At 61.5% G+C, this 25,553-nt stretch carries 23 protein-coding genes and 1 pseudogene; 13 read left to right on the forward strand and 11 right to left on the reverse strand.

The annotated features are described in order from the left end of the window. Positions 1-466: 466 nt before the first annotated feature. From QX039_RS21060 to QX039_RS21075, 4 genes are all read left to right on the forward strand, one after another. Positions 467-1,081, forward strand: coding sequence for a hypothetical protein (locus tag QX039_RS21060; protein WP_315733722.1), 615 nt, complete (start codon positions 467-469; stop codon positions 1,079-1,081). Further along, entirely contained in the window at positions 1,078-1,311 is a 234-nt protein-coding gene (locus QX039_RS21065; protein WP_315733720.1) for a type II toxin-antitoxin system HicB family antitoxin, read from the forward strand. Before QX039_RS21060 ends, QX039_RS21065 begins: the two co-directional genes overlap by 4 nt. Before the next feature lie 43 nt (positions 1,312-1,354). Next, positions 1,355-1,549 carry a hypothetical protein gene (locus QX039_RS21070; RefSeq protein ID WP_315733718.1) on the forward strand — a complete coding sequence of 65 codons (195 nt, stop codon included), beginning with the start codon at positions 1,355-1,357 and terminating at the stop codon, positions 1,547-1,549. A gap of 215 nt (positions 1,550-1,764) precedes the next feature. Further along, on the forward strand, positions 1,765-2,085 hold the full coding sequence (locus tag QX039_RS21075; RefSeq protein ID WP_315733716.1) for a hypothetical protein: 321 nt from the start codon (positions 1,765-1,767) through the stop codon (positions 2,083-2,085). 845 nt (positions 2,086-2,930) lie between these two features. Here QX039_RS21075 and QX039_RS21080 read toward each other — a convergent pair. After that, on the reverse strand, positions 2,931-3,302 hold the full coding sequence (locus QX039_RS21080; RefSeq protein ID WP_315733714.1) for a c-type cytochrome: 372 nt from the start codon (positions 3,300-3,302) through the stop codon (positions 2,931-2,933). 213 nt (positions 3,303-3,515) lie between these two features. Between QX039_RS21080 and QX039_RS21085 the strand changes: the two genes are divergently transcribed. Continuing rightward, positions 3,516-4,688 (forward strand): FIST N-terminal domain-containing protein, encoded by a 1,173-nt coding sequence (locus tag QX039_RS21085; RefSeq protein WP_315733712.1) that lies wholly within the window; start codon positions 3,516-3,518, stop codon positions 4,686-4,688. Further along, the gene (locus tag QX039_RS21090; protein ID WP_315733710.1) at positions 4,685-6,037 is read left to right on the forward strand and encodes an ATP-binding protein; all 1,353 of its coding nucleotides are present in this window, start codon (positions 4,685-4,687) and stop codon (positions 6,035-6,037) included. The genes QX039_RS21085 and QX039_RS21090 overlap by 4 nt, the downstream gene beginning before the upstream one ends. Here QX039_RS21090 and QX039_RS21095 read toward each other — a convergent pair. From QX039_RS21095 to QX039_RS21120, 6 genes are all read right to left on the reverse strand, one after another. Next, positions 5,991-6,725: a response regulator transcription factor gene (locus QX039_RS21095; protein ID WP_315733708.1), complete on the reverse strand. Its 735-nt coding sequence runs from the start codon at positions 6,723-6,725 to the stop codon at positions 5,991-5,993. The genes QX039_RS21090 and QX039_RS21095 overlap by 47 nt on opposite strands. Before the next feature lie 210 nt (positions 6,726-6,935). Beyond that, on the reverse strand, positions 6,936-7,625 hold the full coding sequence (locus QX039_RS21100) for a response regulator transcription factor (protein ID WP_315733706.1): 690 nt from the start codon (positions 7,623-7,625) through the stop codon (positions 6,936-6,938). Positions 7,626-7,702: 77 nt separating this feature from the next. Then, positions 7,703-8,917: a c-type cytochrome gene (locus QX039_RS21105; protein ID WP_315733704.1), complete on the reverse strand. Its 1,215-nt coding sequence runs from the start codon at positions 8,915-8,917 to the stop codon at positions 7,703-7,705. A gap of 142 nt (positions 8,918-9,059) precedes the next feature. Beyond that, the gene (locus QX039_RS21110; protein WP_409998923.1) at positions 9,060-10,751 is read right to left on the reverse strand and encodes a PQQ-dependent methanol/ethanol family dehydrogenase; all 1,692 of its coding nucleotides are present in this window, start codon (positions 10,749-10,751) and stop codon (positions 9,060-9,062) included. A 370-nt stretch (positions 10,752-11,121) separates the two neighbouring features. Next, a complete protein-coding gene (locus QX039_RS21115; protein WP_315733700.1) occupies positions 11,122-11,676 on the reverse strand; it encodes a hypothetical protein in 555 nt (184 codons plus the stop codon). A 169-nt stretch (positions 11,677-11,845) separates the two neighbouring features. Further along, positions 11,846-13,066 (reverse strand): glycosyltransferase, encoded by a 1,221-nt coding sequence (locus QX039_RS21120; RefSeq protein WP_315733698.1) that lies wholly within the window; start codon positions 13,064-13,066, stop codon positions 11,846-11,848. A gap of 101 nt (positions 13,067-13,167) precedes the next feature. Between QX039_RS21120 and QX039_RS21125 the strand changes: the two genes are divergently transcribed. The 3 genes and pseudogenes from QX039_RS21125 to QX039_RS33085 form a co-directional block, all read left to right on the forward strand. Further along, positions 13,168-14,043 (forward strand): DUF6502 family protein, encoded by an 876-nt coding sequence (locus tag QX039_RS21125; protein WP_315733695.1) that lies wholly within the window; start codon positions 13,168-13,170, stop codon positions 14,041-14,043. Then, positions 14,040-15,242 (forward strand): hypothetical protein, encoded by a 1,203-nt coding sequence (locus tag QX039_RS21130; RefSeq protein ID WP_315733693.1) that lies wholly within the window; start codon positions 14,040-14,042, stop codon positions 15,240-15,242. Before QX039_RS21125 ends, QX039_RS21130 begins: the two co-directional genes overlap by 4 nt. 1,148 nt (positions 15,243-16,390) lie before the next feature. After that, positions 16,391-16,642: pseudogene (locus QX039_RS33085) on the forward strand (ATP-binding protein); the annotation flags it as partial. Between the two features lie 1,541 nt (positions 16,643-18,183). On the opposite strand, the gene rfbA reads toward QX039_RS33085, so the two are convergent. Genes rfbA through rfbC form a run of 4 tightly spaced genes read right to left on the reverse strand, consistent with a single transcriptional unit; the run spans position 18,184 to position 21,598 of the window. Beyond that, positions 18,184-19,059, reverse strand: a complete 876-nt coding sequence (gene rfbA / locus QX039_RS21140) for a glucose-1-phosphate thymidylyltransferase RfbA (RefSeq protein WP_315774291.1) — start codon at positions 19,057-19,059, stop codon at positions 18,184-18,186. 3 nt (positions 19,060-19,062) lie between these two features. Then, positions 19,063-19,968 carry a dTDP-4-dehydrorhamnose reductase gene (rfbD, locus tag QX039_RS21145; RefSeq protein ID WP_315774292.1) on the reverse strand — a complete coding sequence of 302 codons (906 nt, stop codon included), beginning with the start codon at positions 19,966-19,968 and terminating at the stop codon, positions 19,063-19,065. A gap of 8 nt (positions 19,969-19,976) precedes the next feature. After that, positions 19,977-21,026 carry a dTDP-glucose 4,6-dehydratase gene (gene rfbB / locus QX039_RS21150; RefSeq protein ID WP_315774294.1) on the reverse strand — a complete coding sequence of 350 codons (1,050 nt, stop codon included), beginning with the start codon at positions 21,024-21,026 and terminating at the stop codon, positions 19,977-19,979. Positions 21,027-21,028: 2 nt separating this feature from the next. Beyond that, positions 21,029-21,598: a dTDP-4-dehydrorhamnose 3,5-epimerase gene (rfbC, locus tag QX039_RS21155; RefSeq protein ID WP_315774296.1), complete on the reverse strand. Its 570-nt coding sequence runs from the start codon at positions 21,596-21,598 to the stop codon at positions 21,029-21,031. Between the two features lie 642 nt (positions 21,599-22,240). Here rfbC and QX039_RS21160 point away from each other — a divergent pair. The 4 genes from QX039_RS21160 to QX039_RS21175 form a co-directional block, all read left to right on the forward strand. Continuing rightward, a complete protein-coding gene (locus QX039_RS21160; protein ID WP_315774297.1) occupies positions 22,241-22,966 on the forward strand; it encodes a LuxR family transcriptional regulator in 726 nt (241 codons plus the stop codon). 302 nt (positions 22,967-23,268) lie between these two features. Next, positions 23,269-23,877 (forward strand): acyl-homoserine-lactone synthase, encoded by a 609-nt coding sequence (locus QX039_RS21165; protein ID WP_315733680.1) that lies wholly within the window; start codon positions 23,269-23,271, stop codon positions 23,875-23,877. 51 nt (positions 23,878-23,928) lie between these two features. Continuing rightward, positions 23,929-24,138, forward strand: a complete 210-nt coding sequence (locus tag QX039_RS21170; RefSeq protein ID WP_315774298.1) for an MbtH family protein — start codon at positions 23,929-23,931, stop codon at positions 24,136-24,138. Between the two features lie 49 nt (positions 24,139-24,187). Continuing rightward, a partial coding sequence (locus QX039_RS21175; RefSeq protein ID WP_315733676.1) for a condensation domain-containing protein occupies positions 24,188-25,553 on the forward strand: 1,366 nt, incomplete at its 3' end.

The following is a 25,553-nucleotide window of genomic DNA, read 5'->3' on the forward strand; positions in this document are numbered from 1 at the left end:
CGGAGATTTGTCCGTCTCCTGCCGGAGAAGGAGAACGGGCGGCAGCAGCTCTCTACGGCTATGTCGGCGTCGGCTACGGGCCGTACTACGGTCGTCCATACGAGGCCCGTCCATATTGGCGGCACCGCTATGACGTTGGGTGGTCATTGGCCGGCCCGTGGTGGTGAGATCGGCCGATTGATCCTCTGACACGAGGGTCGTCTGCGCGCCAGATCGCGCTGGCGATCTGGCGTGACGGCTAGCCGGCTGACGAGACCTCCCCTGCGCCCCGCTGGGTCGGAACGCGCCGTCGTGATGGCCCCTGATGTCCTGCTTTCCCATGGCATAAGTCTTGTATCGATCTCCGCGAGCGGTTGAACGTCCGACGCGCATGCGGTGTGGCGATGCCGTCGGATTGTGATCTCGGTCGGTCGGTTCGCCGCTCGCGCGGCTTGCTGGTCGAGACCGCGTGCCTGGAGAACGGTCCATGTCTGAGTCGCGCAATGCCCGGGAGCTCTGGGCTGCCACGATTATCGATTGGCTCATCGAGAACGCGAGCCTCAGGCGGGAGCGCGTCGACCTCGCGCGGAAGTTCACCCAGGAGCCCTACAATCTAAGCGTCGTCAGGGTCCTGACCATGATGGACGAACTCGTTGCGCGCCACAATGCAGCGAGCGGCGCCAGCCTCGTGCTGTCGCAGAACTGGCGCCTGGCGCATCGCAGCGACACGGTCGGTGACTTCATCGCGGCTTTCCTGCAACTGGTGCTTCCCGAGGGGCGCGGCGCCACAACGGACGACGCCGCGAGGGACAACGGCGTAGCGACGCCCGGCGACGCGTCGGAAAGCCGACAGGGCCGGACGCAGTCGCGCCGCATCGATGCGCTGCGGGCTAGTCCGGGCGGCGACTGGAAGCCGGTCGATTTCGAGATCATCGCCTCGCAATACGCGATCAAGTTTCGCAAGATCACCGGCACCCACGAGGTGTTCCTGCATCCCGCGGTCCCGAATTGCGTGACGATCCCGCTGAAGGCGAGGATCAGGCCGCCGCATGTCCGGGCCTTCGTGGCGATGATCGACGGAATGGACGAGGCGGCGCGATGAGCGATTCCCGCGTCTATGCCTATGAGGTCACGGCGCTCGGCGCCGAGGATGGCGGCGGCTTTCTCGTCACCTTCCCTGACATTCCCGGGGTCATCGGCATCGGCGCCCACGCTGAGGAGGCGGTTGCCGACGGTCAGCAGGCGCTGTTGGCATGTCTCGACGCGCTCAAGGCCGTCGATCGCGGGCCGCCGGTCCCGGCCGCGGCGCGAGCTACCGTGCCGCTGGCGTGATTCTTGATGTGAGGTCCGGGACGCCAATGCGACGGGAGACAGCATGCCATTGACAGAGGACGCCATCCAGGTCGGCAAGTGCTACAAGACGAAGATCGCCGAGAGCTACAAGGTGCTGTCGATCACGCGCGGCATCGTCACCTATCAGACGCTGACCTCGCCCTTGCGCATCAACACCGGCATCAAGGCGTTCGCCGACGCCGTCTACAAGGAGATCAACTGTCCGCGGCAGGGCTAGCGATCCGGCGGCGGCCGTATCGTGCGGCACGCGGACCGGGGGCAGGCGGCAGGCTCGGGGCGGACAGAGAGCGCACCACCTCTCCTCCGTCATTGCGAGGAGTGTCAGCGACGAAGCAATCCAGACTGCCTCTACGGAAAGACTCTGGATTGCGTCGCTGCGCTCGCAATGGCGTGGAGAAGGCTCGCCTTTGTTCACGCGCTGCGGAGGTAGGAATGAAAGTCGAACAGCGCGATGACGGCGTGTTGGCCGTCGTCGACGAGGAAGGCCGCGTCTGGGCGCAATGCGCGCGGTCCTCGCAACATGCCGATGAGACGGATTACGTGATCGAGGGGCCCCTCAGTGGATTCGTCTATGAGGACGGCACGTTCACGGCGGACAGCGAGCAGGCCTTCCGCGCCTGGCTCGCCGACCGCCTGATCAGCGACGAGATCTTCCATGTGAAGGACAGGGAGACCGCGTTGGCTCTGTGCCGGCGTATCGCGATCGCGGCCCGCGAGATCCTGAAGGACAAAGCTGGCCCGGCTCATTGTTGAGTGTCCCTGCGTTCCCCTGCGCCATCGCAGATCGCGATCCGGGCCTCAGCCGAGGTCCGGCCTTCCTCGCGCGCTCTCCTCATTCAGAGGGACATGATCGATGCACGACCTGGGCGCAGTGCGCCGCGCGGGATGAGCGGCAAGGTATCGATCGGATTCGTCGATTTTGCTGCGTTCTCGTTCGATTTCGATTGAGTTCGTTGCGGTTTGTTCGGATCGTTTCTGGTGCGGCCCGTCGGGGGCAACATCCTCTCTAGGCTGAAACAGGGGTTCGATTCCCTAGAGAACCTTAAGATCACTTGGCAATCAGGGGGCCACCTCGTGTTGTCCGGAAGCCATCATTGGTACACAATGCATTTTCCGAGAGCTGGCAAACCCTGAGTCCTCAAGAAAAGACCGGCTGGAGGCTTGCCTGGGCCGTAGAGCCATCCTGCACACAAGCGGCTGAGCTTCGCGATTGGGAAGTCCCGCCCAGTCTAACTGAGGGAGTGTCAGTCAAACTCCCCCGTCAGATAACGACCTTCCGCCACTTGCAGCGCATGATCGTCTCGGTGTTGCCGGATGGATTGATGTCGGTGCCGACAATGACCGTGCCATCGGCGGCGACGCCGTTGTGCCGGCCTGAGATATTAATCCGGAAGCAGTCGGCGGACAGGAATCGATCGCATACCAGTGGCCGCAGTCTGGCGAACCGCGTTCTGACGCGGGAAGCAGGAAAACGCGAGAGTGTTGCCCCGCAACAGCCGCCCTTTGCGGGTCAACGTGGAGAGCAGAGTACAGATTCTGTAACGAGTGCAGTTAACGCGTAAGGAGGCCTTGCGGTAGCGTAGGCTTCCCCGGCTGCGCTATTTCAGCGTCGACAGATAGGCGACGACGTCGGCCCGCTCCTTCGCGTCCGCCAATCCCTTGAAATACATCTTGACGCCGTGAACGTCCCCGCGCGGATCGGCGATATAGGCATCCAGCGCGGTCGTGGTCCAAGGCGCGTTGTTTTTTTTCATGCCCTCGGAGTAGGCGTAGTCCGGTACAGCCGCCGGTTGCCGTCCGACGATGTTCCAGAGGCTCGGGCCGACCTTGTTGATGCCTATCTCGGCAGAGTGGCAATTCTGGCAGATGCGCTGGAAGATGCCCTTCCCAGCGACGGGATCTCCATCCAGCGCCTGGGCGCTCGACGCCAGACCTGCGAGAACAACGACAAGAGCGATGCGGCGGAGCATGCGAATCCTTCCCTTTTGATCCGGAGCGGGCGCGGGCCAGCCCCGCGGCCAGGCCGGTGAGCAGATCGGTGCAGATGATCTGACGACAGCCCGGCCCAAGTCCTTGTTCTGGATCAAGCCGCGCAGTTGCCGTTGCTGCTCAATTGGCTTAATCTTCTAAAAAAACGAACGATCACGAACACGAAACCCAAGTGTCGTTCTGGGAGGTGCCCGGTGGGAGACGCCGATCCTCGGCCCGCGCGTCCGTCTGGCGTGATTGCGGCGAAGTCGAAGGCTGCGACGGAGGCCGCCGCGGCGGCCGACATCTGCGGCCAGGTGCCGGCTGACGGCTTGGCCATGGTGCTGATCTTCCTGTCGCCCCACTACGACCCAAACGCGTTCATGGCGGAAGTGACGACCCGTCTCGCAGACATCCCCGTGTATGGTTGTACGACGGCTGGAGAGCTGTCGCCCGATGGCTGGGACGACAACAGCGTCGTCGCTCTCGGCTTTGCCGCCGATGATTTCACGGTATTCGCACAGCCCATCTTCGGGCTGTCGGGCTTCCGCGTCGACGAGGGCCGCCGCCTTGGCGTCCAGTTGAGGCAGGATCTGTCGCGGCACGGCGGTCGCGACGATGACGGCGTGTTCGGGCTCGTCCTGATCGACGGCATGTGCCAGCGCGAAGAGGCGATCATGTCGGCGATCTATGCGTCGCTCGACAATATCCCCTTGGTCGGCGGGTCGGCCGGCGATGGTCTGCGCTTCGAGCGCACCTGGGTCTTTCACGACGGCAAAGCGCATACGGACATGGCGGTGCTGATCCTGATCAGGACGTCATTGCCGTTCCGGCTGTTCAAATGTGACAATTTCGAGCCGACCTCGACCAAGATGGTGGTGACGGAGGCCGATCTCGAACAGCGTATCGTCAAGCAGCTCAATGCCGAGCCGGCGGCGGAGGAATATTGCCGCGCGGTGGGCATCGCGGATTCCGAGCTCGACCCATTCCTGTTTGCAGCCCATCCGGTGCTGGTGCGCGTCGGCGGCTCCTATTTCGCGCGCTCGATTCAGCGCGTTAGCCCTGACGGCTCGCTGCGGTTCTTCTGCGCGATCGACGAAGGAATGGTGCTGACGGCGGCAAGGTCGCGCAACTCCGTGGCCGCCGCCCGCGAGATGCTGGCCGAGGTTCGAGACGACATCGGCGAGGTCTCGATCTTCATCGGTTTCGAGTGCATCCTCCGTCGTCTCGACGCTGAGCAGCATCAGTTCGCGCGGGAAATGTCCGAGCTCTATCGCGATAACCGGATCGTCGGGTTCCATACCTATGGTGAGCAGTACGGTTCAATGCACGTCAATCAGACGTTGACCGGCGTCGCGATCGGCAAGCGTCCAGGGGCGCAGCAATGACTGTCGTCGGGTCTCCGGAAGACCTGCAGCGCGAGGCGGCCAAGCTCAGGAAGATCAATGCCGCACTGATGTCCCGGGTCGAGCGCTCGATGGACCAGCAGTTCAATGCGTTCTCACTGTTCGAAACGGCGATCGCACTCGATCAGCAGGTGCGCGAGCGGACGCAGCAGCTGCGCGATGCGCTGCGTTCGATCGAAACGGCCAACAAGGACCTGTTTCGGGCCAAGCAGCAGGCCGAAGCGGCCAGCTCCCTGAAATCCTCGGTTCTCATCTCCGTCACGCATGATCTGCTTCAGCCACTCAACGCGGCGCGGCTGACGCTGTCGACCTTGGCGGACGAAGTCTCGTCTGATCGTGGCACAGCCATGGTCGGCCAGGTCGACCATTCGCTGGCCATGCTGGAAGATCTGCTGCGGTCCCTGCTGGAGATTGCCAAGCTCGATGCCGGAGCCCTGTGGCCCGACGTGAGGCCCGTTCTGATCTCGAGCCTGTTCGAGCCGCTCGAACGCGAATTCGCCCCGATCGCGGCCAAACGCGGGTTGTCCTTGCGCATTTGTCCCTGCTCGGTCGCGGTGGTCTCGGATGCTATGATGCTGCGGCGCATCTTGCAGAATCTCCTCGCGAACGCTCTGCGCTACACGCGGCGAGGCGGCGTCGTCATGGGATGCCGGCGCGGACCGGGGGCAGGCCGGGTTCGCATCGAGGTCTACGATACCGGCCCTGGCATTCCCAAGCCGCAGCAGGAAGCGATCTTCCTCGAATTCCAGCGCGGTCATTCGAGCGCCGAGGACCAGGCCGGCTTTGGGCTCGGCCTGTCGATCGTCCGTCGCTTCGCCAATGCATTGGACCATGAGGTCAGGCTGGCTTCGCGGGTTGGCCATGGATCCACATTCAAGCTCGCGCTCGACCGGGCGGACCCGGCAGCCGTACCGCCGGATCCGCATCCTGCTGAGCACGTCGAGCACGATTATGGCGGGCTCGAAGGCGCCAAGATCCTGTTGATCGAAAACGACCTGGCCACCGCCGATGCCATGGTCGGTCTGCTGGAAAAATGGGGCTGCGACGTCGTGGCCACGGTCTCGTCGAAGGACGCGCTGCAGCGCCTGAGTGCGCTCGGGGCGGCCCCCGAGGCGATCATCGCCGATCTTCACCTGGATGGCGACGAGAGCGGGCTTGCCGCCATCCGGGACATCCGGCAATTCCTCAGCCGAGATGTTGCGGCCATGATCGTCACCGCTGACTATTCCGAAGATGCAGCCAGGGAAGCGAGCCAATACGGGCTCGAGATCCTGACCAAGCCGGTCAGGCCTGCGGAGCTTCGCGCGCTGTTGTCGTTCCTGCTGTCATGAGCGCGTCAACGCCGCTCGCCCGCGCCGGCATGCGTGGCCCGCTGATGAGGTTCACGAAGTCGATCTTTTCCATCTCGATGATGGCCTTGGTCCGGCTCATCACGCGGAGCTTTCGCAGGATTTCAGAGACGTGGACCTTCACCGTCGTCTCGCAGATCCCGAGTTCGAAGGCGATCTGCTTGTTCTGCAGTCCGCGGCGGATCAGGTCGAGCACGCGCAGCTGCTGCGGCGTCAGCTCGTGAAGACGCTTCAGGAGATCTTGAGCGGGAAGTCGGCCACGGCGCACGCCGGCGCAGAGGGAGCCACCTTCAACGTGGACTTCGCCGCGCAGCACCGCCTTGATCGCGTCGGCCAGTTGCTGCTTCGAGGTTGATTTCGAAATATAGCCGGAGACACCCAGCGCGAGAACATGGGCGACGAGGCGCGGGTCCTGATGCGCGGAAACCACCAGGATCGGTGTGCGCGGCGCGGTCTTGCGAATGCGGATCACGCCGGAGAGCCCGGTCGTTCCGGGTGTTGAGAGGTCGAGCAGGATCAGGTCGAATCTCGGAGGCGATGACAGAAGATCGACGGCCATGTCGATGGATGTTGCCTCGCGCATCTCGGCATCAGCCAGAGCGGGGCGGATCGCGCTCTCCAGCGCCTCGCGAAACAGCGGATGGTCCTCGACGATGAGCAATCGAGCCACGTGCCTGTCACCCCCCGGCCGGATCGGAGATCCGGTTTGTTCATTGTCGCGGATCTGACATTCAAACCAGTGCGCGCGCTGCGTCTTCGAAAGAACGTCAGGGCCGGAGCACCAGCGATAGCGCGTCGGTCGGCCTCAATCAACGACCAAGACGCCATCAACGGTGCGACGCCTGCGGCGGCCGCGACCTCCTGCAGCGCAGCAATAGCGCTACGGGTGCTTTCTGCGCGAGACGTTGCGCGATCCCTGGCGGTCGGCCGGAACGGGCAGCGCGATCTTGCCGATCTCGATAACGGCCTTGTTGCGGCTGAACAGGCGGAGTTTTCTCAGGATCTCCGTGATGTGCGCCTTGACGGTCGACTCCGCGAGCTGAAGCTCGCCCGCGATTTCCCGGTTCTGATAGCCACGCCTGATCAGGTCGAGGACGCGAAGCTGTTGTGGGGTCAGCTCCTCGAGGCGCGCCTGCAGCGCGCGGGCGGAGCCGTTGCCGTGGCGCTCCGCCACGGGCACGAAGTCCTTCGGGACCGAGATCGAGCCGCTGAGCACGCGCTCGATCGCGGACGTCAGCTCACGCTTCGAGGTCGACTTCGGCAGATAGCCGGCGGCGCCGAGCGAAAGCGCCTCGCGCACGACGTTGAGGTCTTCATCACTGGAGACGATCGCGACCGGAAGCCGGGGATGCGTGGCACGAAGCCGCAGGAATCCTGAGAAGCCCACGGCATCGGGCAGCGTCAGGTCGAGCAGCGCCAGGTCGATGTCGGGTTCTAGCGCGAGGGTGTTGAGCGCATCGGCAATCGACAGCGCCTCGAAGATCTCGGCGTCAGGATGCGCCAGACGCACCGCATTGCCGAGGGCTTCGCGAAACAGCGGATGATCGTCGATGATCAGAAAGCGCGTCATGTCCGCCCCCCCCCCCTCACTTGCCCCCTGTACGCGCCGGGTGATCCGGCAGATCGAGCGGCCGGTGTCCGCCTCCTTCAATTGGCCGTTTCGGACGACTGCACGGTCCGCAGGAACGCATAGATGCTCTCGAACTGCTCGTCGGTAAAGACCTCCTTCCAGGCCGGCATGCCCTTGGACGGACGGCCTTCATGCACGGTGGTCCAAAACTTGTCGCGCATATCCTCGCCATAACGGGTCTGCAGCCGCCGCAGGTCGATCTTCCGTTCCGCCTGCACGGCGTCCGGTCCATGACAATGTGCGCAGGTGCCGTTGAAGATCTCCTTGCCGGCGCTGACCGCCTCGGTCGTGGAATCGCTCGCAGCAGCCGAGTCCGAAACCCTGATCACGGCCGCCTCGGCGACCGGCTGGCGGAGAAGCTGAGCAGGGCCGGCCAGCGAGGCCAGCTTGATTGGGCCAGGCAGCGCGCCGAGCCTGATCGGTGGTTCGCTCGGCAGCCCGTATTTGCCAGCCAGCTCGGCTATCAGCGGTGCGAGCTGCGGCAAGGCGGCGTCGATCTGATCGCGCAACTGCGTGGAGCTCTTGGCAAAGCCGATCGCGGCATCCCAGGACAGACCGTCGCCTTCGACCGGCTGGATCCGGAAGCTGCTCTGGTAGGTCGTCTTGTTCAGCCAGCCTGCAACCGGTCCCCAGACGAAGGCGACGTCGGCCTTGCCCTGTGCCAGCGCCGCCAAGCCTTCGTTCGGCGTCAGCACCGTCACCTTCTCGATGTCGTCGCGCTGGGCCAGCAGATTTTGCGGCGTGGTCTGGTATTGCACGGCGACGCGCTTGCCTCGGAGGTCGTCGATGCTGTGGACGACGAGCGTTCCGCGGCTGACAAGCGCGTAGGTCTCGGTCGCGATCTTCTTCGAGAAGATCACCGTCGGTCCCATGAAATCCGAGGACAGCGGCAGGCCGATCATCGCGTCGCACTGCTTGCCGAGCAGCGTCACGCGCACGGTTCGCTTGCCGAAATAGGATTTGTACCAGTCATACGTCACGGGCCGTCCGAGCTGCTGTGACAGCGCCTGGCCGACCTCGAGGTAGAATCCCGGCTGCGTTGGATTGTCGCTCGAGAATGGAAGATTGGTCGGATCCGCGCAGAGCCGCAGCGGGTCCGCCTCGTTGGCCAGGCCCGCCGACGATGCGGCCAGCACGGTGGAGGCCACCAAGGCGACGAGTGCCGTCGCGCTTGCTGCCAGTTCGGCGGCGGCCCGCCACTTCGAGCCAGTCTGACGGCGATTCAGGCGCATCCTCGATCCCTCGGGTCTTGTTTATCTGTTTGTACGGTTCGGTCTCGCGGCCGGGCCGTCTTCGTCCGCTTGATGCGGATTGGCTAAACGCTGCGCGTGTCCCCGCGGCCGGGGGCACGCGCAGCCGTCGCGAGCGTTGCGGCTATTGGACCGCGAACACGAACAGGGCGCCGCCCTCGGGAGCCGCGTTCGTCATCTTCTTGCCGATCTCGCCCAGGAACGCCGGGATCGAGGCGGTGCGGCCGACGACGACAGCGACGTACTGCTTGCCGTCGACGGAGTAGGTCACTGGACCGGCGCCGATGCCGGAGCCGAGATTGCGCTTCCACAGGATCTTGCCGGTCTTGGCGTCGATGGCGCGGAAGTCGCCGTGAAGATTGCCGGAGAACACCAAGCCGCCGGCGGTGCTCAGCGTGCCGCCGTTGAACGGAAGGTCTTCCTGAATCGACCACACCTTCTTGTTGTTCACGGGATCCCAGGCAATGAGCTCACCGAGGAAGCCGCCGGGGCCTTCCTTGGTCGGGAATTCCGCACCGAGATAGAACACACCGCGCTTGTAGGAGACGTCGCTGACCGACCAGTCCATGCAGACATTGTTCGCCGGGATGTAGACCAGCCCGGTGTCCGGATTGTACGACATCGGCTGCCAGTTCTTGCCGCCGATCAGGTTCGGGCAGACGTCCTTGACGGGATGTCCAGGGCCCGGCCGTTTGTTCGGATCCTCGACCGCGCGCAACGTCGAGATGTCCCATTTCTGCGCCCAGTTGGCGAAGACGTACTTCTCGGCCGAGATCACCTTGCCGGTCTCGCGGTTGGCCACGAAGAAGAAGCCGTTGCGATCGGCCTTCATCAGCGTCGGGACAGCCGCACCGCCAACCTTGAGATCGGCGAGAATAGCCTCGTTGACGCCGTCATAGTCCCAGGCATCGGCAGGCGTCGTCTGGATGTGCCACTTGATCTTGCCGGTGTTCGGATCGAGCGCCAGCGTGGACGCCGTATACAGATTGGTCAGCTTGCCGAAATCGCCATTGCCGGTCGAGCGCACAGCGGTGTTCCAAGGACCGGGGTTGCTGGTGCCCCAATAGACCGTGTCGCTCTTCGGATCGTAGGAGCCGACCAGCCAGGCCGCGCCGCCGCCATGCAGGCCGGTGTCGCCCTTCCAGGTCTCGCTGCCGGGCTCGCCGGGCGCAGGCACGGTAAAGGTCTGCCAGACCAATTTGCCGGAGTTGATGTCGTAGGCCTGCAGCGAGCCGCGCACGCCGTACTCGCCGCCGCCGAAGCCGGTGATGACCTTGTCGCGCACGACCAGCGGCGGCGAGGTGATCACCGAGCCCTGCTTGTAGTCGACCACCTTGGACGCCCACAGCTCCTTGCCGGTGGCGGCATCGAGCGCGGTCAGCTTGCCGTCGAGCCGGCCGACGAACAGCTTGCCGTCGGCATAGGAGATGCCGCGGCTGTTCACGTCGCAGCAGGCATATTGCAGCGTATCGTCCGGAATGTCCGGCTCATAGGTCCATTTGCGCGCGCCGGTCGCGGCATCAAGCGCATAGACGTATTTCGGCCCCCACGACGTCGAGACGTAGAGCGTGTTGCCGATCACGATCGGCGAGGCCTCGTTCGAGCGTAGCGAGGCCAGCGAGAACGAATAGACCAGCGACAGCTTGCCGGCGTTCTCGGTGTTGATCTCCTTGAGCGGGCTGAACCGGGTGTTGCCGTAATCATGGCCCGCCATCGCCCAGGCCCCGGGCGCGCCGGCGGCCTTCAGCGCCGAGTCGTTGGCGCGGACGCCAAGCGTGCCGGCGACGAGGAAGGCAACCGTCGAGATGCCAGCCAAGAATCTCCTGCTCGTGAAATTCATCAGTTCCCTCCGCATATTTCTTTGTTGTGGCACGTGCGCGCCAAGCCCCAGATGTGCAGTCGCGCTGCAAGCATCGGGAGCGATTACAGCATCAGCTCTGCCAGGCTCTCATAGGCGGAAGGTAGTAGGCCGTGGGGCCGCCGTTGAACGTCGATTCTCCAGCAGTTTCGCAGGCTTATGAAGTCCGGACGCCAAATGTCCGACTTCAAAACGATGGTCAATCGCGTGATCAAGGAAGCGGGTATCGACAAATTCACGATACGTGACTTGAGGCGCAGCTTACGCACCGTCATGCCGCGCGCGTCTACGTCCCATCAATAAAAAAGCCCGCCGGCAATCTGGGCCATCAGCGCGAGAGCAGGGGTGGTCCGGCAGAGGGCAGCGGACGAGGCACTGACGACTGCACAGCCGCTGACTGTGCCCTGGGTTGCGAGGGTTTATGCTGCGGGATCGGGGCCGCCTGCTGCTGGGACAGCGACGAAGGCGGGGTTGTTGACATTCTCTGTCTGATGTCGTCTGCGACAGCTTGCAGCGTCGCAATGCTCTGGGTCATCTGTTCTTGCTTGGCGGTGAGTTGCTCGACGCTGCGCCGCACGACATCGAGATTGAACGCCAGGGGCTCAAGCTGCTGCATCGGGTCCGGGACAGTTGCAGCAATGGCTGGCGACTTCGTCGTCGAGACGGATAACAACCAGCCCAGCGATGGAGCCCGGGCCACCACCTTGTCCCTTGCTGCGTTACCGTAGGACTGCCAGGCAAGGGTGGCGCCGATACCGATGAGAACTGCAATAACGAGCCGGGCAAGGGTGTGGAGTGTTCGCCTGCCAATCGACGGCTGGTCGCTCGCGATATTGTCGTCCTTGAGGCCGGAGGGGCGAGGAGAACGGCCAGGCGGTTTCATGGGCCCTCCAATCCGCGGATCGAATCGGGCGTTTGGATCGCGCGCAGGCCCGTCCCACGCATTCTCTACGAGAGGTATGCTTTGCGAGTACATAAGTAGCTCCTTCCTGACTATTCACGGATCGTGATCGCGAGCTGAGCCTGCACGACGAGTTTCAGCACAATCAGTCTCAGCAATGTCGATTTTCCGGACCCGTTCCGATTGTTCCGGGGCATGAAGCCAGGGTCGACCGGCTTGATGCCTTGGTCGTCACGGCATGGCGATAGACGGTTTCGATTCCTTTCCCGAAGGCGTCGACGGAATATTGCGTCGTTGCGCGAAGCCGGGCGGCATGGCCCATGCGCCAGCGCCGCTCCGGATCGCGGAGCAATGTTTCGATCGCTTCCGCCAACCGAACATGATTGCCGGGTGGAACGGTGATGGCCTCGATGCCGTCGCGCGCCACGCGTGGAACGGCCGTGTCAAGCCATGTATTGATGATCGGCCGTCCCGCCGCCATCGCTTCCAGTTGAGCGATGCCAAACGTTTCCGCATTGGTCACGGACGGCAGGACAAAGACGTCCGCTGTACACATGAGACTGGCGAGTTTGGCCTTCGGCGCGGAGCCAAGCAGGCGGACGCGATCCGCGACGCCGAGGCTATGAATCATTCGTTCAAGCCGCGCCCGTTCTGGACCCTCGCCGATGATCCAGACCTCAAAGCGGTGGCCGACCGCCGCTCGCACCAGCACATCGAAGCCCTTGTAGGGAACGAGTTGCCCGCAAGCCAGCACGAGCCGTCCACGATCGCGTTCGGCAGCGTCATTGTCGCGCGGCTCCGGCCAATCGTACTTCGAGGCATCGACGCCGAACGGAACGACGTGACATTTCTCAGCGAATTCCTGCAGCAGCGGGCTGCTGTACAGCAGAATGGCATTGGACACGATGATTGCGTCCGCCTGCCGCAGCGTCCGGCGCAACAGCGGCTTCATAAACCACCTCAGTCCGGCATGCGAAACGATGTCCGCATGGTAGTGCACGACCAAAGGTCGATCGCGGCCCAACCCCAGGGCGAGCATGAGATCGGCGAGCGAAAACGGTGCATGAAGCGCGAGCAGATCGTGATCGGCGACCTGGCGCCATAACCGCAGCGGATAAGTCGGCGCGGCCGGAAGCGAACCTACATCGCCGAACGAGCGCACGCGCTCGATCGTTACGCCGTTCACGACGATGCGCCGTTGCCCGTTCGACTTGGAGCAGACCAGCACGCAGGCGGTGAACGCGTCTTTCAGTCCTGCGCATATGTCGCGGATCACCGACGGGGCTCCGCCGAACAGGTCGGGATAGCAGTCATTGAAGATGTGAAGCACCGAGAGGCGCCGAGAGGGAGCGAGCATGGCCGAACTCTCCATGACTGAGCGCCTCCCTTATATGTGGGAAAATTTCACACGTCAATTGATCTCGACGGAAAAGTGGGATTGTATCCCACGGGACTCGCCGCTACAATTTCGCCATGAACGCCAAATCCCGGAAATCGAAGTCGGCTTCGCATCAGCCGATTGCGGCGGCGAGCCTGCGCGCGCCCTTGGCGCGCCTGCTGCGCCCGCTGGTGCGGCTATGCATCCGCGGCGGAATGACATTTCCTGAGCTGGCTCAGCTGTTGCGAGAACTCTTCGTCAATGTTGCCGAGCACGACTTTGCCCTGGAGGGAAAGGAGCAGACCGACAGCCGCGTGAGTCTGCTCACCGGAATTCACCGCAAGGAGGTTGCGCGGCTGCGCGGCGCCGGTGCGCCGGTCAATGAAACGCCTGCCACTCTGTCGCTGACCAGCGCGATCATGGCACGCTGGCTCGCCGCTCCGGAGTTCACGGACGCGAACGGCGATCCGCTGCCCTTGCCGCGCATGGCCAGTGGCGATGCGCCCTCGTTCGAGCAGCTCGTCAGTTCGATCACGAAGGATGTCCGCCCGCGCGCAGTGCTGGATGAATGGCTGGACCGCGAGCTCGTGACCATCAACGGCGATGAAGAGATCGTGTTGGTGGATACTGGCTTCGTTCCGCGCGGCGATGACGAGCGCAAATGGCACTATCTCGGCCGTAACCTGCATGATCATATCGCGGCAGCCGCCGAAAACGTATCCGGGCCAGCACCCCGTTTCCTCGAACGCGCGGTGCACTATGACGGCCTTTCGGCCAAGCTCGCAAAACGTCTCGAAGGGCGTTCGCGCGAACTGGCCATGGACGCCCTGAAGATCGCCAACCGGGAAGCAAACCGCGCGCTCGCCAGGGACAAGGGCGGCGACCACCGCTGGAATTTCGGCATCTACATTTACAGCGAAGGTCCGGACGACGCGGCGAATGGTGATGCTGACGAAGGCGGCTCGTCATGACCAAGCAGCCCGTCATCTCGCGCCGCTCGTTGCTTATGGGACTCTGGCTTGCCGGATCGTCCTCCGCCTGGGCACAGGTGCGCCGCGGCAGCGATCAGGGTATCGGCGGCACCGGTATCACGCGTGGCCACGATCAGGGCATCGGCGGCACCGGCATTGTTGGCGTCATTCAGCGTTTCGGCAGCATTTTCGTCAACGGCCAACGCATCAGCTATGCGCCGAACGTCCCGGTGCGGATCGATGGCGAACCGGTATCGGCGAAGGCGCTCAAGATCGGACATCTGGCCCGGGTGCTGGCGCTGCCGCAGGCGAACGGTTCGCTGATCACCCGCGGCGTCAACGTGGTCAGTGAGGTGATGGGGCCGATCGAAAGCGTCAGGGACGGCGAGATGACCGTGCTGGGCCAGCGGATCATAGCGGCCGGCCACGAAAGCTGGCGCCATCCGGGCGCCAATGTCGCGGTCTTCGGGGTGCGCCGCATCGACGGCGTGATCGTCTCAAGCCTGGTCGAGCAACGCCTTAACGCGACAACGCGGGTTTCCGGACCACTCGAACGCGATCGCGGCGGCCTGCGAATAGGCGGGTTGCGACTCAACGGCGCCGATGCCGCACTCGTCGGACAACGTGTTCAGGCTGAGGGCCGCGTTACGCAAGGCGTGATGCAGATCTCGCGCATAAGGGCTGACGACCTCTCTGATTTCTTCGGCGCGAACCGTCTGTCGATCGAAGGCTATGTCCGCCGCGTCGGCAGCTATCTGCAATTCGGCTCGGGCTATGTCGCGCATGACAATAGTCGCTTCGCATCCTCAGGTAATGCCCGCGTGGTCGTGAACGCCACCTTTGACAGTTCCCGTGGCTTGCGGGTTGAATCCATCCAATCCGTCAACAAATTTCCGGGTGACTCGATCCAAGGTACGAGATCCGAGCAAGCTCCGGGCGCGACGCCCGGCGGCTCGGACGTCCCGGGCGGTGGCGCTACTGTGCCGGGCGGCGGTCCTCCCGGGCTGGGCGGTGGCGGTCCTCCCGGCCTTGGCGGTGGCGGTCCTCCCGGCCTTGGCGGCGGCGGTCCTCCCGGCCTTGGCGGCGGCGGTCCTCCCGGCCTTGGCGGTGGCGGTCCTCCCGGCCTTGGCGGCGGCGGTCCTCCCGGCCTGGGCGGCGGCAGTCCTCCCGGCCTTGGCGGCGGCCACGGCCGGCGATGAACAACGAAGATTTGGCAGAGCGGGCGAGAGGCGCGCGCTCGCAGCGTCGTCCAGCTTCGCTATGCGATTCATCGCGAGCAACCTGCGCTGCGAACAGCTAGCCCGAGTTCGCGGATTCGCGCTCGAAGATCGGGATTTGCGATTTTTTGGCGAGCTAAGTAATTGATCTGCAAAGGGTGGGGTGTTCGATTTCGGGCGAGAATGGTTGTAGTGAAGACCTCCCCGATTCCCAAGGGCGTGGCGATGCGGGTGGATTCGCCGCGCGATGTTTCTGCGACGCACGGAGCGACGAGCCCGCGGCTGAGCAGAATTTGAACAACCCGACGGCGCTCGCCGCTCTGGCGAGCGCCGTCTCGCAGACAGTGCGACGACAGAAGATTGGCTGAGTTTCCGCAGATCGGCGGAGAGACGTTTGGTGGATCGAAGCGGATGCGGAGAGCACGCTATCTTGCCGGCGATGACAACTCGATTGAGAGGTCGAGCGCGCTATTGTGTCTGTGTTGCCCCGCGATCCTGACGAGGACATGTGCGCCCGCTTGGCAGGCGGGGCTGAGCACGGACTCCCGGATGGACCACCAGATGTCATCACCGCGAGATCACGACGGAAGCCGGACCAATGCTATGTTGTCGACCGCTCATGTGCAGCCGTGTAGTATCGAACAGAGGAGACGATCATGTCGAATAAGAAGGCGAAGAGACGCCCGATGTAAGCGTCCGGCCGCTGCACATGGCCTCAGATCTTGACATGATCGGCCGGCTTCCAGCTCCACGGCAGCACGTCGCCGTTGTGAGCCATCGGACGCCGAACTTGGCAGTGTTTCCGCACGAACGAAAAGTGGACGTATCTGGTGCGCCGAGCCCGCAATGGCAAAATCACACAAGCCGTTCATTGAGATCGCTGGTGGGCCCGGCAGGACTCGAACCTGCAACCAGACCGTTATGAGCGGGCCTGCTTGCTCGAAGGTCTCGGAGAACATTGACGTTTTTCGTGGCGTCGCCTCACGAGCTTCCACGTTCGTTCACCCTGTAGCGGTGGTCGAATTCTGAGGGGCGGCGCACGACGTCGGTCGACGAGCCAATTAGCAGTAAGTAGGTCTCGGCTTGACGCTGCTCCCTTTCTCGGGCGCTGCTACGAGCACGCCTCCGTAATTATCACCACCAATCTTGCTTTCGGCGAATGGCTCAGCGTGTTCGGCGACGCCAAGATGATAACCGCGCTGCTTGGCCGGCTGACCCATCACTGCGACATCGTCGAGACCGGCAACGACGGTTGGCGGTTCAAAGGCCGAGACGACGATCACGCCACCATCTCGCCTCCGATATTCCAGTCGGCTCCGACAAGACGAGCGCTATCGCCAAAACCCGCCGCGCAAAGGGCGAAGATGGACACACCAGAGTAGTAAGGCCTAGAGTCGCATGGCGCCGAAATCTCAAAAACCCGCAACCCAATAGCAGGCGGGTCGAGGTTTGCGTCTTCATCGGGCCTGGGGCATCAGCTGCGTCTAGTATTCCAGATATCGGGCTCGGCTTCGGCTTGAGAGCGAAATGGTCCCGTAACTCAATTGAAGCTAAAGGAATTTTAGTCCATCTCCGGCTTCTCGACCGAGCGCAAAAATGGAACAAAAACCCGAACAATCCGGGATTTCCGGTCCAAAAGTCCCAGAATAAGTCCCAGACTTGGATTCATCGTTCTTGGGAGGTTCTCGGCGCAACGGCCACCGCCCAAAGGGGCGGAGGCCGTGTTTTTCACGTCCTGGCTGGCCCGCAAGGCGGCCGATCGAGCAATGTTTCGTACACGCCGATTTTCCGTCGCAGCTCCCCGACTGCGTCAATGGAGGCGCCCATCGGGTACAGGGAGGGCGCCGATTTCAGGCTTTCGAGCCGGCGTCGTCTATCGGAAATTCGCGCACGCCAATTGTCGCAGAAGCCGCACATAGTGGCCTCGTCTGATTGGGTTTCGGATGTTCGAACTTCCCAAGCGGCGCGCTGGGGTCCCGTCGATCAGGCGATCTGCGGCGCGCAGACCAATTCAGCAGCTTTAAGCGGCCTCGGCGCGAGACCTGAACAGCTAGGGTCCATATATCCCATTTTGGGCGACGAAACAAACAATTCCCTGGGCTGCGCCTCCTCCGAGGACCCTTGTCGGCCCTCGATAGAGCCGCAAGTGCGGCCCCGGAAGCGCCGCTCGCTCTCTGACCGAGAACCGAACTGCGACGAGCTGATTGCGACGTATAGCCCGCGCACCCGCATCAAGCGTCCTCCCGATTGCGAGTCAACTTGCGTCAACCACGACTCGGTTATTCGAACATTTCTTGATCAACCGTGGCCGCGTGGGCGAAAGAGAAGAGCGTCGACCCGGCTAAACTCAAGGTGCGGTCGTAGCGCTCGATCCGAAGATTGTCGTGCCATGATGAGCCATCCATCATGATCCGATATTGGCCTAGAAGTGGGCGTTCTTAGCCTCGAGCCAGGTGCCATCGATGAGATGGAAATACACCCATAGTCCCTCCGAAGAAGGTCTCCGGCCCACGACCAAAAGCAGAAACCCCGGAAGATGGTGGGCGGATCGGCGGACCTTCTCGGCGAGGCTCGTCGGGTCGTTGGAGGAAGGGGTGTCAGTCAAGAGCATTGAATAGTAAGCGGTTTTCGAACCTTGGCTTATAAAGCTACGGTGCACGCGAGGGACCGTAGCTTCGACAACTGGGCATTTGCGTAATTCAAGCGAGCCGCGGGTCGGGCCGTCGAGAGCATGGATGAGAAGGGACGAGCACAGCAGGGCACCACACCTGGTCTAGTGATTGCAAAACGGCTCTTCCGGGACAAGTTGACACAAGACGTTTGCGGCGAAGCACGTTTCTAGCTCGCCGAGGCCTGTCGAACACACGGCGCGCGCCATCAATCAACGCGAATCGTCGAACGTCAATCTCGGAACGCGCGCGTATCAGAGAGTAGCTGCCTTGGCGAGAGCCTGCACGTATCTGGCGTAGTCGCTCTTGCCGAGCGCTGCCCCCAGCCGCTCCAGCTGCTTCTGCTCGATGAAACCCTGTTTGAACGCGATCTCCTCCGGACAGGCGATGCGAAAGCCTTGCCGTTTCTCCAGGGTCGCGACGAAGTCCGCGGCGGCCATGAGACTGTCGGGTGTTCCAGTATCCAACCAAGCGAAGCCGCGGCCCATTTGCTCAACAGCGAGCAGCCCTCGTTCCAAATAGACCCTGTTGACGTCGGTAATCTCAAGCTCCCCTCGCGCGGAGGGAACAATGCTGGCGGCAATTTCGACCACCTGGGGATCATAAAAATATAGCCCCGTCACGGCAAAGTTCGATTTTGGAGTTGCGGGTTTCTCTTCTATCGAAGTTGCTTGTCCTGTGCTGTCGAAGCCAACCACGCCGTACCGTTCGGGGTCGGCGACATGATAGGCAAAGACCGTCGCACCGAACCGGCGGCCAGCGGCCCTGACAAGCATGTCTGGCAGACCATGGCCAAAATAGATGTTGTCGCCCAAGATTAAGGCTGACGATTCGCCGCGCACAAAATCCGCCCCGATAATGTAGGCTTGAGCCAGGCCTTCAGGTTTGGGTTGCACGGCATAGGATAGCGTCAGTCCCCATTGCCCGCCGTCGCCCAGCAGGGACTGAAATAGCGGAAGATCGCCCGGTGTCGATATAATCAGTATGTCCCTGATACCCGCCAGCATCAATGTCGTTAGCGGGTAGTAGATCATTGGCTTGTCGTAAATCGGCAGGAGCTGTTTGGACACCACCAACGTCATGGGATAGAGGCGGGTGCCGGTTCCGCCAGCCAGAATGATGCCTTTCAAGATCTACTCCAAATTGGCGTGAGCGGGATCGCACAGGCGATCGAGGCAGATTCGCAAGGATTGCGATGAGTGAGGCAGGCGCAGCCCGAAGACAGAGTTCAATCTGTCGCAGTTCAGACGGGAATTCGCCGGCCTAACAGCGGCCGTCGGATAGTCCTTCGTCGAGATCGCCTCAACACGGGCTGGACAATCTCGTCTCGTTGCGAGGTCGAGGACGATGCGTCTGGCGAACTCGAACCAGCTCATTTCGTCAGGACCCGCCAGATGCGTGACGCCGCCATGACCAGACTGCCAGCCCGAACCCGCGATCTGCCGAGCGACGGCAATGATGGCATCGGCGATGTCGGGCGCGTAAGTGGGGCAGCCGATCTGGTCGTTGACGATACCCAATCGATCCCGTTGCCGGGCGAGCCGCATGACAGTCCTTACGAAATTGTTGCCATAGGGCGCGTAGACCCATGAAGTTCGCAAGATCAGGTAACGATCGGCGGCAGACGCCACCGCGACTTCGCCGGCGAGCTTCGATCGACCATATACGCTCTGCGGCGAAGTCGCGTCGGTTTCGACGTAAGGAGCCGGATTCTTGCCGTCGAAAACGTAATCAGTCGACAGATGGATGACGGGAACATCCAGTCGACTTGCTGCTGATGCGACCGCACCAGCTGCCTTGGAATTGATCGAGTAGGCCAGATCCGGTTCCGTCTCCGCACGATCGACAGCGGTATAGGCGGCAGGATTTACAACGATGTCTGGCGAGAACTCCGCCAAAGTCCTTTCAATCTGTTCGATGCGCAACAGGTCGAGGTCGGAGCGAGTGGAGCATCTGATCGTGATGTCGGGGTTCGCTGCGGCAGCTTCCCGCAATGATCGAGCGACCTGACCTTCGCTCCCAATAACATATAGACGCATCGTTCTGCTCAATGTCGACCAAGACCTAGTCGCTCGCCACGGTAAACGTTTTCGCGCAGCGGCCTCCACCAAGCGGGATGCTCAAGATACCATCTGACCGTCTTTTTGATGCCGCTTTCCAGAGTCTCCTCAGCGCGCCAACCCAGAGCCGTTTCGAGCTTTGTTGCGTCGATGGCGTAGCGCAAATCGTGACCTGGACGATCCTCGGTATAGGTGATCGAGCCGTCATGCGAATGTGCGGGCCCGCGCAGCTCGTCAAGGCATGCGCAGATCTGTCTTATCACCTCGATGTTGGAGCGTTCGTTGCGACCGCCGACATTATAGGTCTCGCCTGGAACTCCCTTCTCGAGGATCAAGCCCAGTGCGCGCGCATGATCCTCAACAAACAGCCAATCCCGGACATTGAGACCATTTCCATAAACCGGCAACGGCTCCCCGTGCAGAGCGTTGAGGACCATCAACGGAATGAGCTTTTCAGGAAATTGATAGGGCCCATAATTGTTTGAGCAATTGGATACAATGACGGGCACCTCATAGGTTCTGTGCCAGGCCTTTGCAAGATGATCAGACGCGGCCTTCGTCGCTGAGTAGGGGGAACTCGGATCATATCGCGTAAGTTCGGTGAAAAGTCCGGTCTCTCCCAACGAGCCATAAACTTCATCGGTCGAAACGTGGACGAACCGAAATCGATCGGCGAGCATGGGATTATGGTCGAGATGGCGGCGCGTGGCCTCCAGCAGGGTGAAGGTGCCTACAACGTTTGTTTGGACAAATGCATTTGCGCTGGTGATCGACCTGTCAACGTGGCTTTCTGCTGCAAGATGAACGACGGCAGTCGGTCTATGCTTGATGAAAATCTTCTGCAGGGCATCTGCATCGCAGATGTCGGCCCTCTCGAACGCATAGTTGGGATGCTCGGCAACCAGCGCAAGCGAGGCCAAATTGCCGGCATAGGTCAATTTGTCGACGACAACGACCTTGAGGCCAAGGTCAAAAACAAAATGCCGACAAACCGCCGAGCCGATAAATCCTGCTCCGCCCGTGACGAGAACGTGCATGTTCAGTGGCTCCCCTGCGCATTCTTGAAGGGAGAGATAACGGAACTGAGCCGCGGATTCTGCTGATCCTTCTTAGACAAAATGGGCTCGCCTGCTAATCGCCAATCGATTGCAAGATCTGGATCATCCCAGGCGATCCCTCGCTCAAGATCCGGGGCCCAATAGTCGGTCACTTTATAAATAACCTCGACTGGTGCTTCTAGGGTCACATAGCCATGAGCGAATCCTGACGGTACCCATAATTGCTTCCAGTTCGCCGCAGACAGCTCGATCGCTACATGACGTCCGTAGGTCGGAGATCCTCGCCGGATGTCCACGGCCACGTCCAAGATCGATCCTCCGACGCAACGAACGAGCTTGCCTTGGGCTTTGGGAGGCAGTTGAAAATGAAGTCCGCGCAGCACCCCGCGTTCGGCGGAGAAGACATGGTTCTCCTGGACCAGATCGTCCATCACGCCGTGTGCCCTCAGATCATCCTTGCGGAAGGTCTCCGAAAAAAAACCCCGATGGTCACCACGCCTTGAGGGGACGATGAGAACAAGACCATCGATTTCGAAATGCTGAAAATCCATTTCACACCAAGCTCATTAGGTGCCAGCACCAGGAAGCTTCCGTCCGATCGCGCGACAATAGCGGGAAGCCGCATCTTTGCAAGGCGCGTCCAGTCGCGAGTGACCCGGCGCGCTTAAGGCCGAGCCCGCGCGCGGCATCTCGTTAGCACCGACAGCAGCACCACCAAACTGATGCCTGATCTGCTCATGGAAAAGAAAATTGGATTTTCGTCAGCTCGATAGGCTGCGGCTTCGCGACGCAGCTACGAGAACTCGCAGCAATGCTGTTCCAAATCTGATTGTCGTGTAATTTTCATTTGCAACCTCTGAATGCGTCGAGGTACTATCAACTTCAGGGCATCGTTCGTGAGCTCGGCGGAATCCTTAGCTTCGGATTCGTCTGATGGTGGGGATGTGAAGCTTGGAGAGTCGTTATGCAGCCTATCCTCGTTCATAAACCATTATGAATGCTGTGGTGGCAGCTCAGGAAGGCACGAATTCAAGTAAGTAACCAACGGTCAATAGTCACGATGATCTTCACCGCCAACGCAATGGTCCGACGGCAACATCACCAACAGGGACCAGAAGTGTCGCCGTATCCCCCAAATCGGCTATGGATCAGCTCGAAGAAAGGCGCGGCTGTCGTAGGCAAGGGGGTGCGACATGAGGGTATTTGAACAATTCGTTCAAAATCTGACGACATGCGACAACGCGCATGAAATCGAGCGTCTATTGCGACAGACCTTGGATCAGTACGGCTTTCCATGTTTCGCTTATCTAAGCTTCACGCCGCGAGGTGACGAAGACGATACACTGGCAATGACGACGTATCCGAGTTCCTGGGTGGAGCGGTACTGTGCAAATCGGTACGACAGGATCGATCCGGTGATCGCCCGCTCGGTTACAACGACGCTTCCCTTCGCTTGGTCGGCTGATCGATTTGATGCAGGGCTGACCAACAGGCAGAAGGGGCTTCTAAAAGAGGCCAGCGAGTTCAACATTCGACGTGGTGTCACGATTCCGATCCATGATCGCCAGGGTAAAGTTGCCACACTCACGCTCTCGGCTGGCAATTCCCGTCCGGCGTTCGAATCCCAAGTCGAGAAATACCGCCATCAGCTGCATCTCATTGCGATCTACCTGTATGCGCAATTGCGTGACGTAACGCCATCGCCCACGTCATCGCCTCGCCCATACCTGACACAGCGCGAGAGGGTCTGCCTGCAATGGGCAGCTCGCGGAAAGAGCGCTTTGGACACAGCGGAAATCATAAACGTCAGCCGACGAACGGTTGTCTTTCACACCCAGAATGCCAAGCGCAAGCTCGGAGTTGCGACCGTGCAACAGGCGGTCGCCAAGGGACTGGCGTACGACATCATCAGCATGTAGCCGTTCGTCGAGCGGTCCGAAGTGCCGCGACCTTGGAGTGGCCGCGCCTGGGCTTGCAGATGCGCGTCTTGATAGCGTCGCTCTCCGTAGCGTCGCTCTTCGAGGTCACTTGGTGTCGCATCCGTCTATCGTGTCGGCACCACCCGTTGTGGCCGCGTCGGTGCATAGCGCAGCATGTTCGCGAGCTACCGACGCCGACTCTAGGGCAGTCCCCAAACACGGGATACCTGCAAAGGTAGACAGCTCGAGCTGATGTTGGCGCCGGGTCATACTCCAGCCTGACGGACGGCACGAGGACGCCAATGATACGAATTGTCACGAAGGACAATGCAGAACGCCACATCAGCGGTAGCGGTTTGTATCAAATGCATCGTCTTCGGAAGGCGGTCTTCAAGGACCGGCTCGGTTGGGACGTCATCGTAAGCGGCGAACTTGAGGTTGACGAATACGACGCCTTGCGGCCTCGCTATCTGCTCTCGATGGACAGACACGGCATCCTGAACGGTTGCGTCCGCCTCCTGCCGACGACCGGTCCGAATATGCTTCGCGATATCTTTGCGTCCCTTGTGACCAAGGCAGCCGTGCCTCGCGGAGAACGCGTGTGGGAAGCCAGCCGATTTGCAGTGAGCGGGAACACCGGCGGCACTCAATCGGGCATATCACAAGCGACCTACGATCTGCTGATCGGAGTTCTGAAATTCAGTTTGTCGAACGGCATAAACACGATCGCTTGTGTCGTCGACGTGCGTATGGAGCGAGTCCTGCGGCGGGCTGGCTGGCGACTCGAGCGCCTCGGCCCCGCGCGCCGAGTCGGCAACACCATCGCCATGGCCGGACAGCTTGACGTGTCTACACAAATCCTTCGACAGCTTGAAGCGCGTGTGGGCCTCGCGCACGCAGCCGCGGCCTGATCGTGGGCGCACGACTGAAGTCATCCCCTAGTCGAGATCGGAGCACGAGACGTGAGTAACCCTTTCGATGATCAGGGCGGCACCTTCGTCGTCCTGCTCAATGACCAAGGTCAACATTCGCTCTGGCTCGCAGCTGCGGAGATTCCGGCCGGCTGGTCCGTGGTCTACGCACAGAACAGCCGCCGGGCCTGCATCGACTACATCGACACAAACTGGACGGACATGCTTCCGAGAGCCCGCGCTGATAGCCATCCGGCATAGCCGCAGACTCGATCATCCGTCTAAGGCATAATACATGGTTGGGGAAGCCGTGAACGCGATCAACGAACCTTCACAGGTATTGCCACTCTCCGCGGCTCAGACGGGCATGTGGTTTGCGCAGAAGTTCAGTTCGCCGGACTCGATATTCAATCTTGCGGAGTCCATAGAGATACACGGTCCGATTGATCCCCCGCTGTTCGAGGCGGCCTTGCGGCAAGCCGGGATGGAAGCGGAAACCGTGCGAGTGCGGTTCATCGAGCGAAGTGATGGAATTCGCCAGATGATTCCCCGCAGATTGGATACGACCTTTCCATTCATCGACGTTAGCTCCGAACCTGACCCGCGGGCGGCAGCAGAAAGCTGGATGATGGCAGAGTTGACCCAACCGGTCGATCTGCTGACAGGGCCGCTTTGGACCTGCGCATTGTTCAAGGCCGCGGCGGATCACTATTTCTGGTATCATCGCAGCCATCACATCGTCATGGACGGTTTCACCGGCGGGCTCTTCGCCCGGCGCGTCGCCGAGATCTACACGGCTCTCACCGAGGGACGCGCTCCCGAACAAGGTACTTTCGGTCCTTTGGCGCTTCTCCTCGAAGAAGAGACCGCGTATCGGAGCTCCGAACGATTTGCACGCGACCGCGAGTATTGGCTGAAGCACTTCGCCGATCGCCCGGTTGCGTTTAGTCTTGCCGATCAGCGAAGGCAAAATGTCGGTGGCCTTCTCCGCCAGACGACCCATCTCGGTGCTGGAAGCGTGAAGGCGATGCGCGCAACGGCGCAGGCCAGCGGCGCAAGTCTCCCACAGATCATGATCGCCGCGATCGCAGCCTATCTCTATCGCGTGACAGGTATTGACGATTTGGTCGTTGGCCTGCCGGTTGCCGCCCGGCCCAAGGGACGGCTGCGGCGTGTTCCCGGCATGGTTGCCAACGCCGTGCCGCTACGTTTGGCGATGAGTCCGAGCATGAGCGCGACGGCACTCATTCGCGATGTGGGAAGGCAGGTCCGCGAAGCGATTCGACACCAGTCCTACAGATACGAGGACCTCAGGCGGGACCTTAGCCTGCTTTCCACCAACGGGCACCTTTTTACCACTGTCATCAATATCGAGCCATTCGACTACGACCTCCGGTTCGGCGGCCATTCCGCAACGACTCACAACCTCTCCAATGGCTCGGCCGACGACCTCGCAATTTTCGTCTACGACCGTGGAGATGGAAAAGGGCTTCGAATTGATTTCGACGCCAATCCCGCCCTTTACACCTCGAACGATCTCGCCTTTCACCAGCAACGTCTCGTGAGGTTGGTCGAGGCAATCGCACACGATCCCAGTCGGCCGATTGGCGCAATCGACATTCTCGACGCGGCGGAGCGGCGTCGGGTGCTGGCGGAGTGGAATGACACGGTGCGCG

The organism is Bradyrhizobium sp. SZCCHNR1043 (assembly GCF_032489675.1).
In the GTDB taxonomy this organism is placed as follows: domain Bacteria; phylum Pseudomonadota; class Alphaproteobacteria; order Rhizobiales; family Xanthobacteraceae; genus Bradyrhizobium.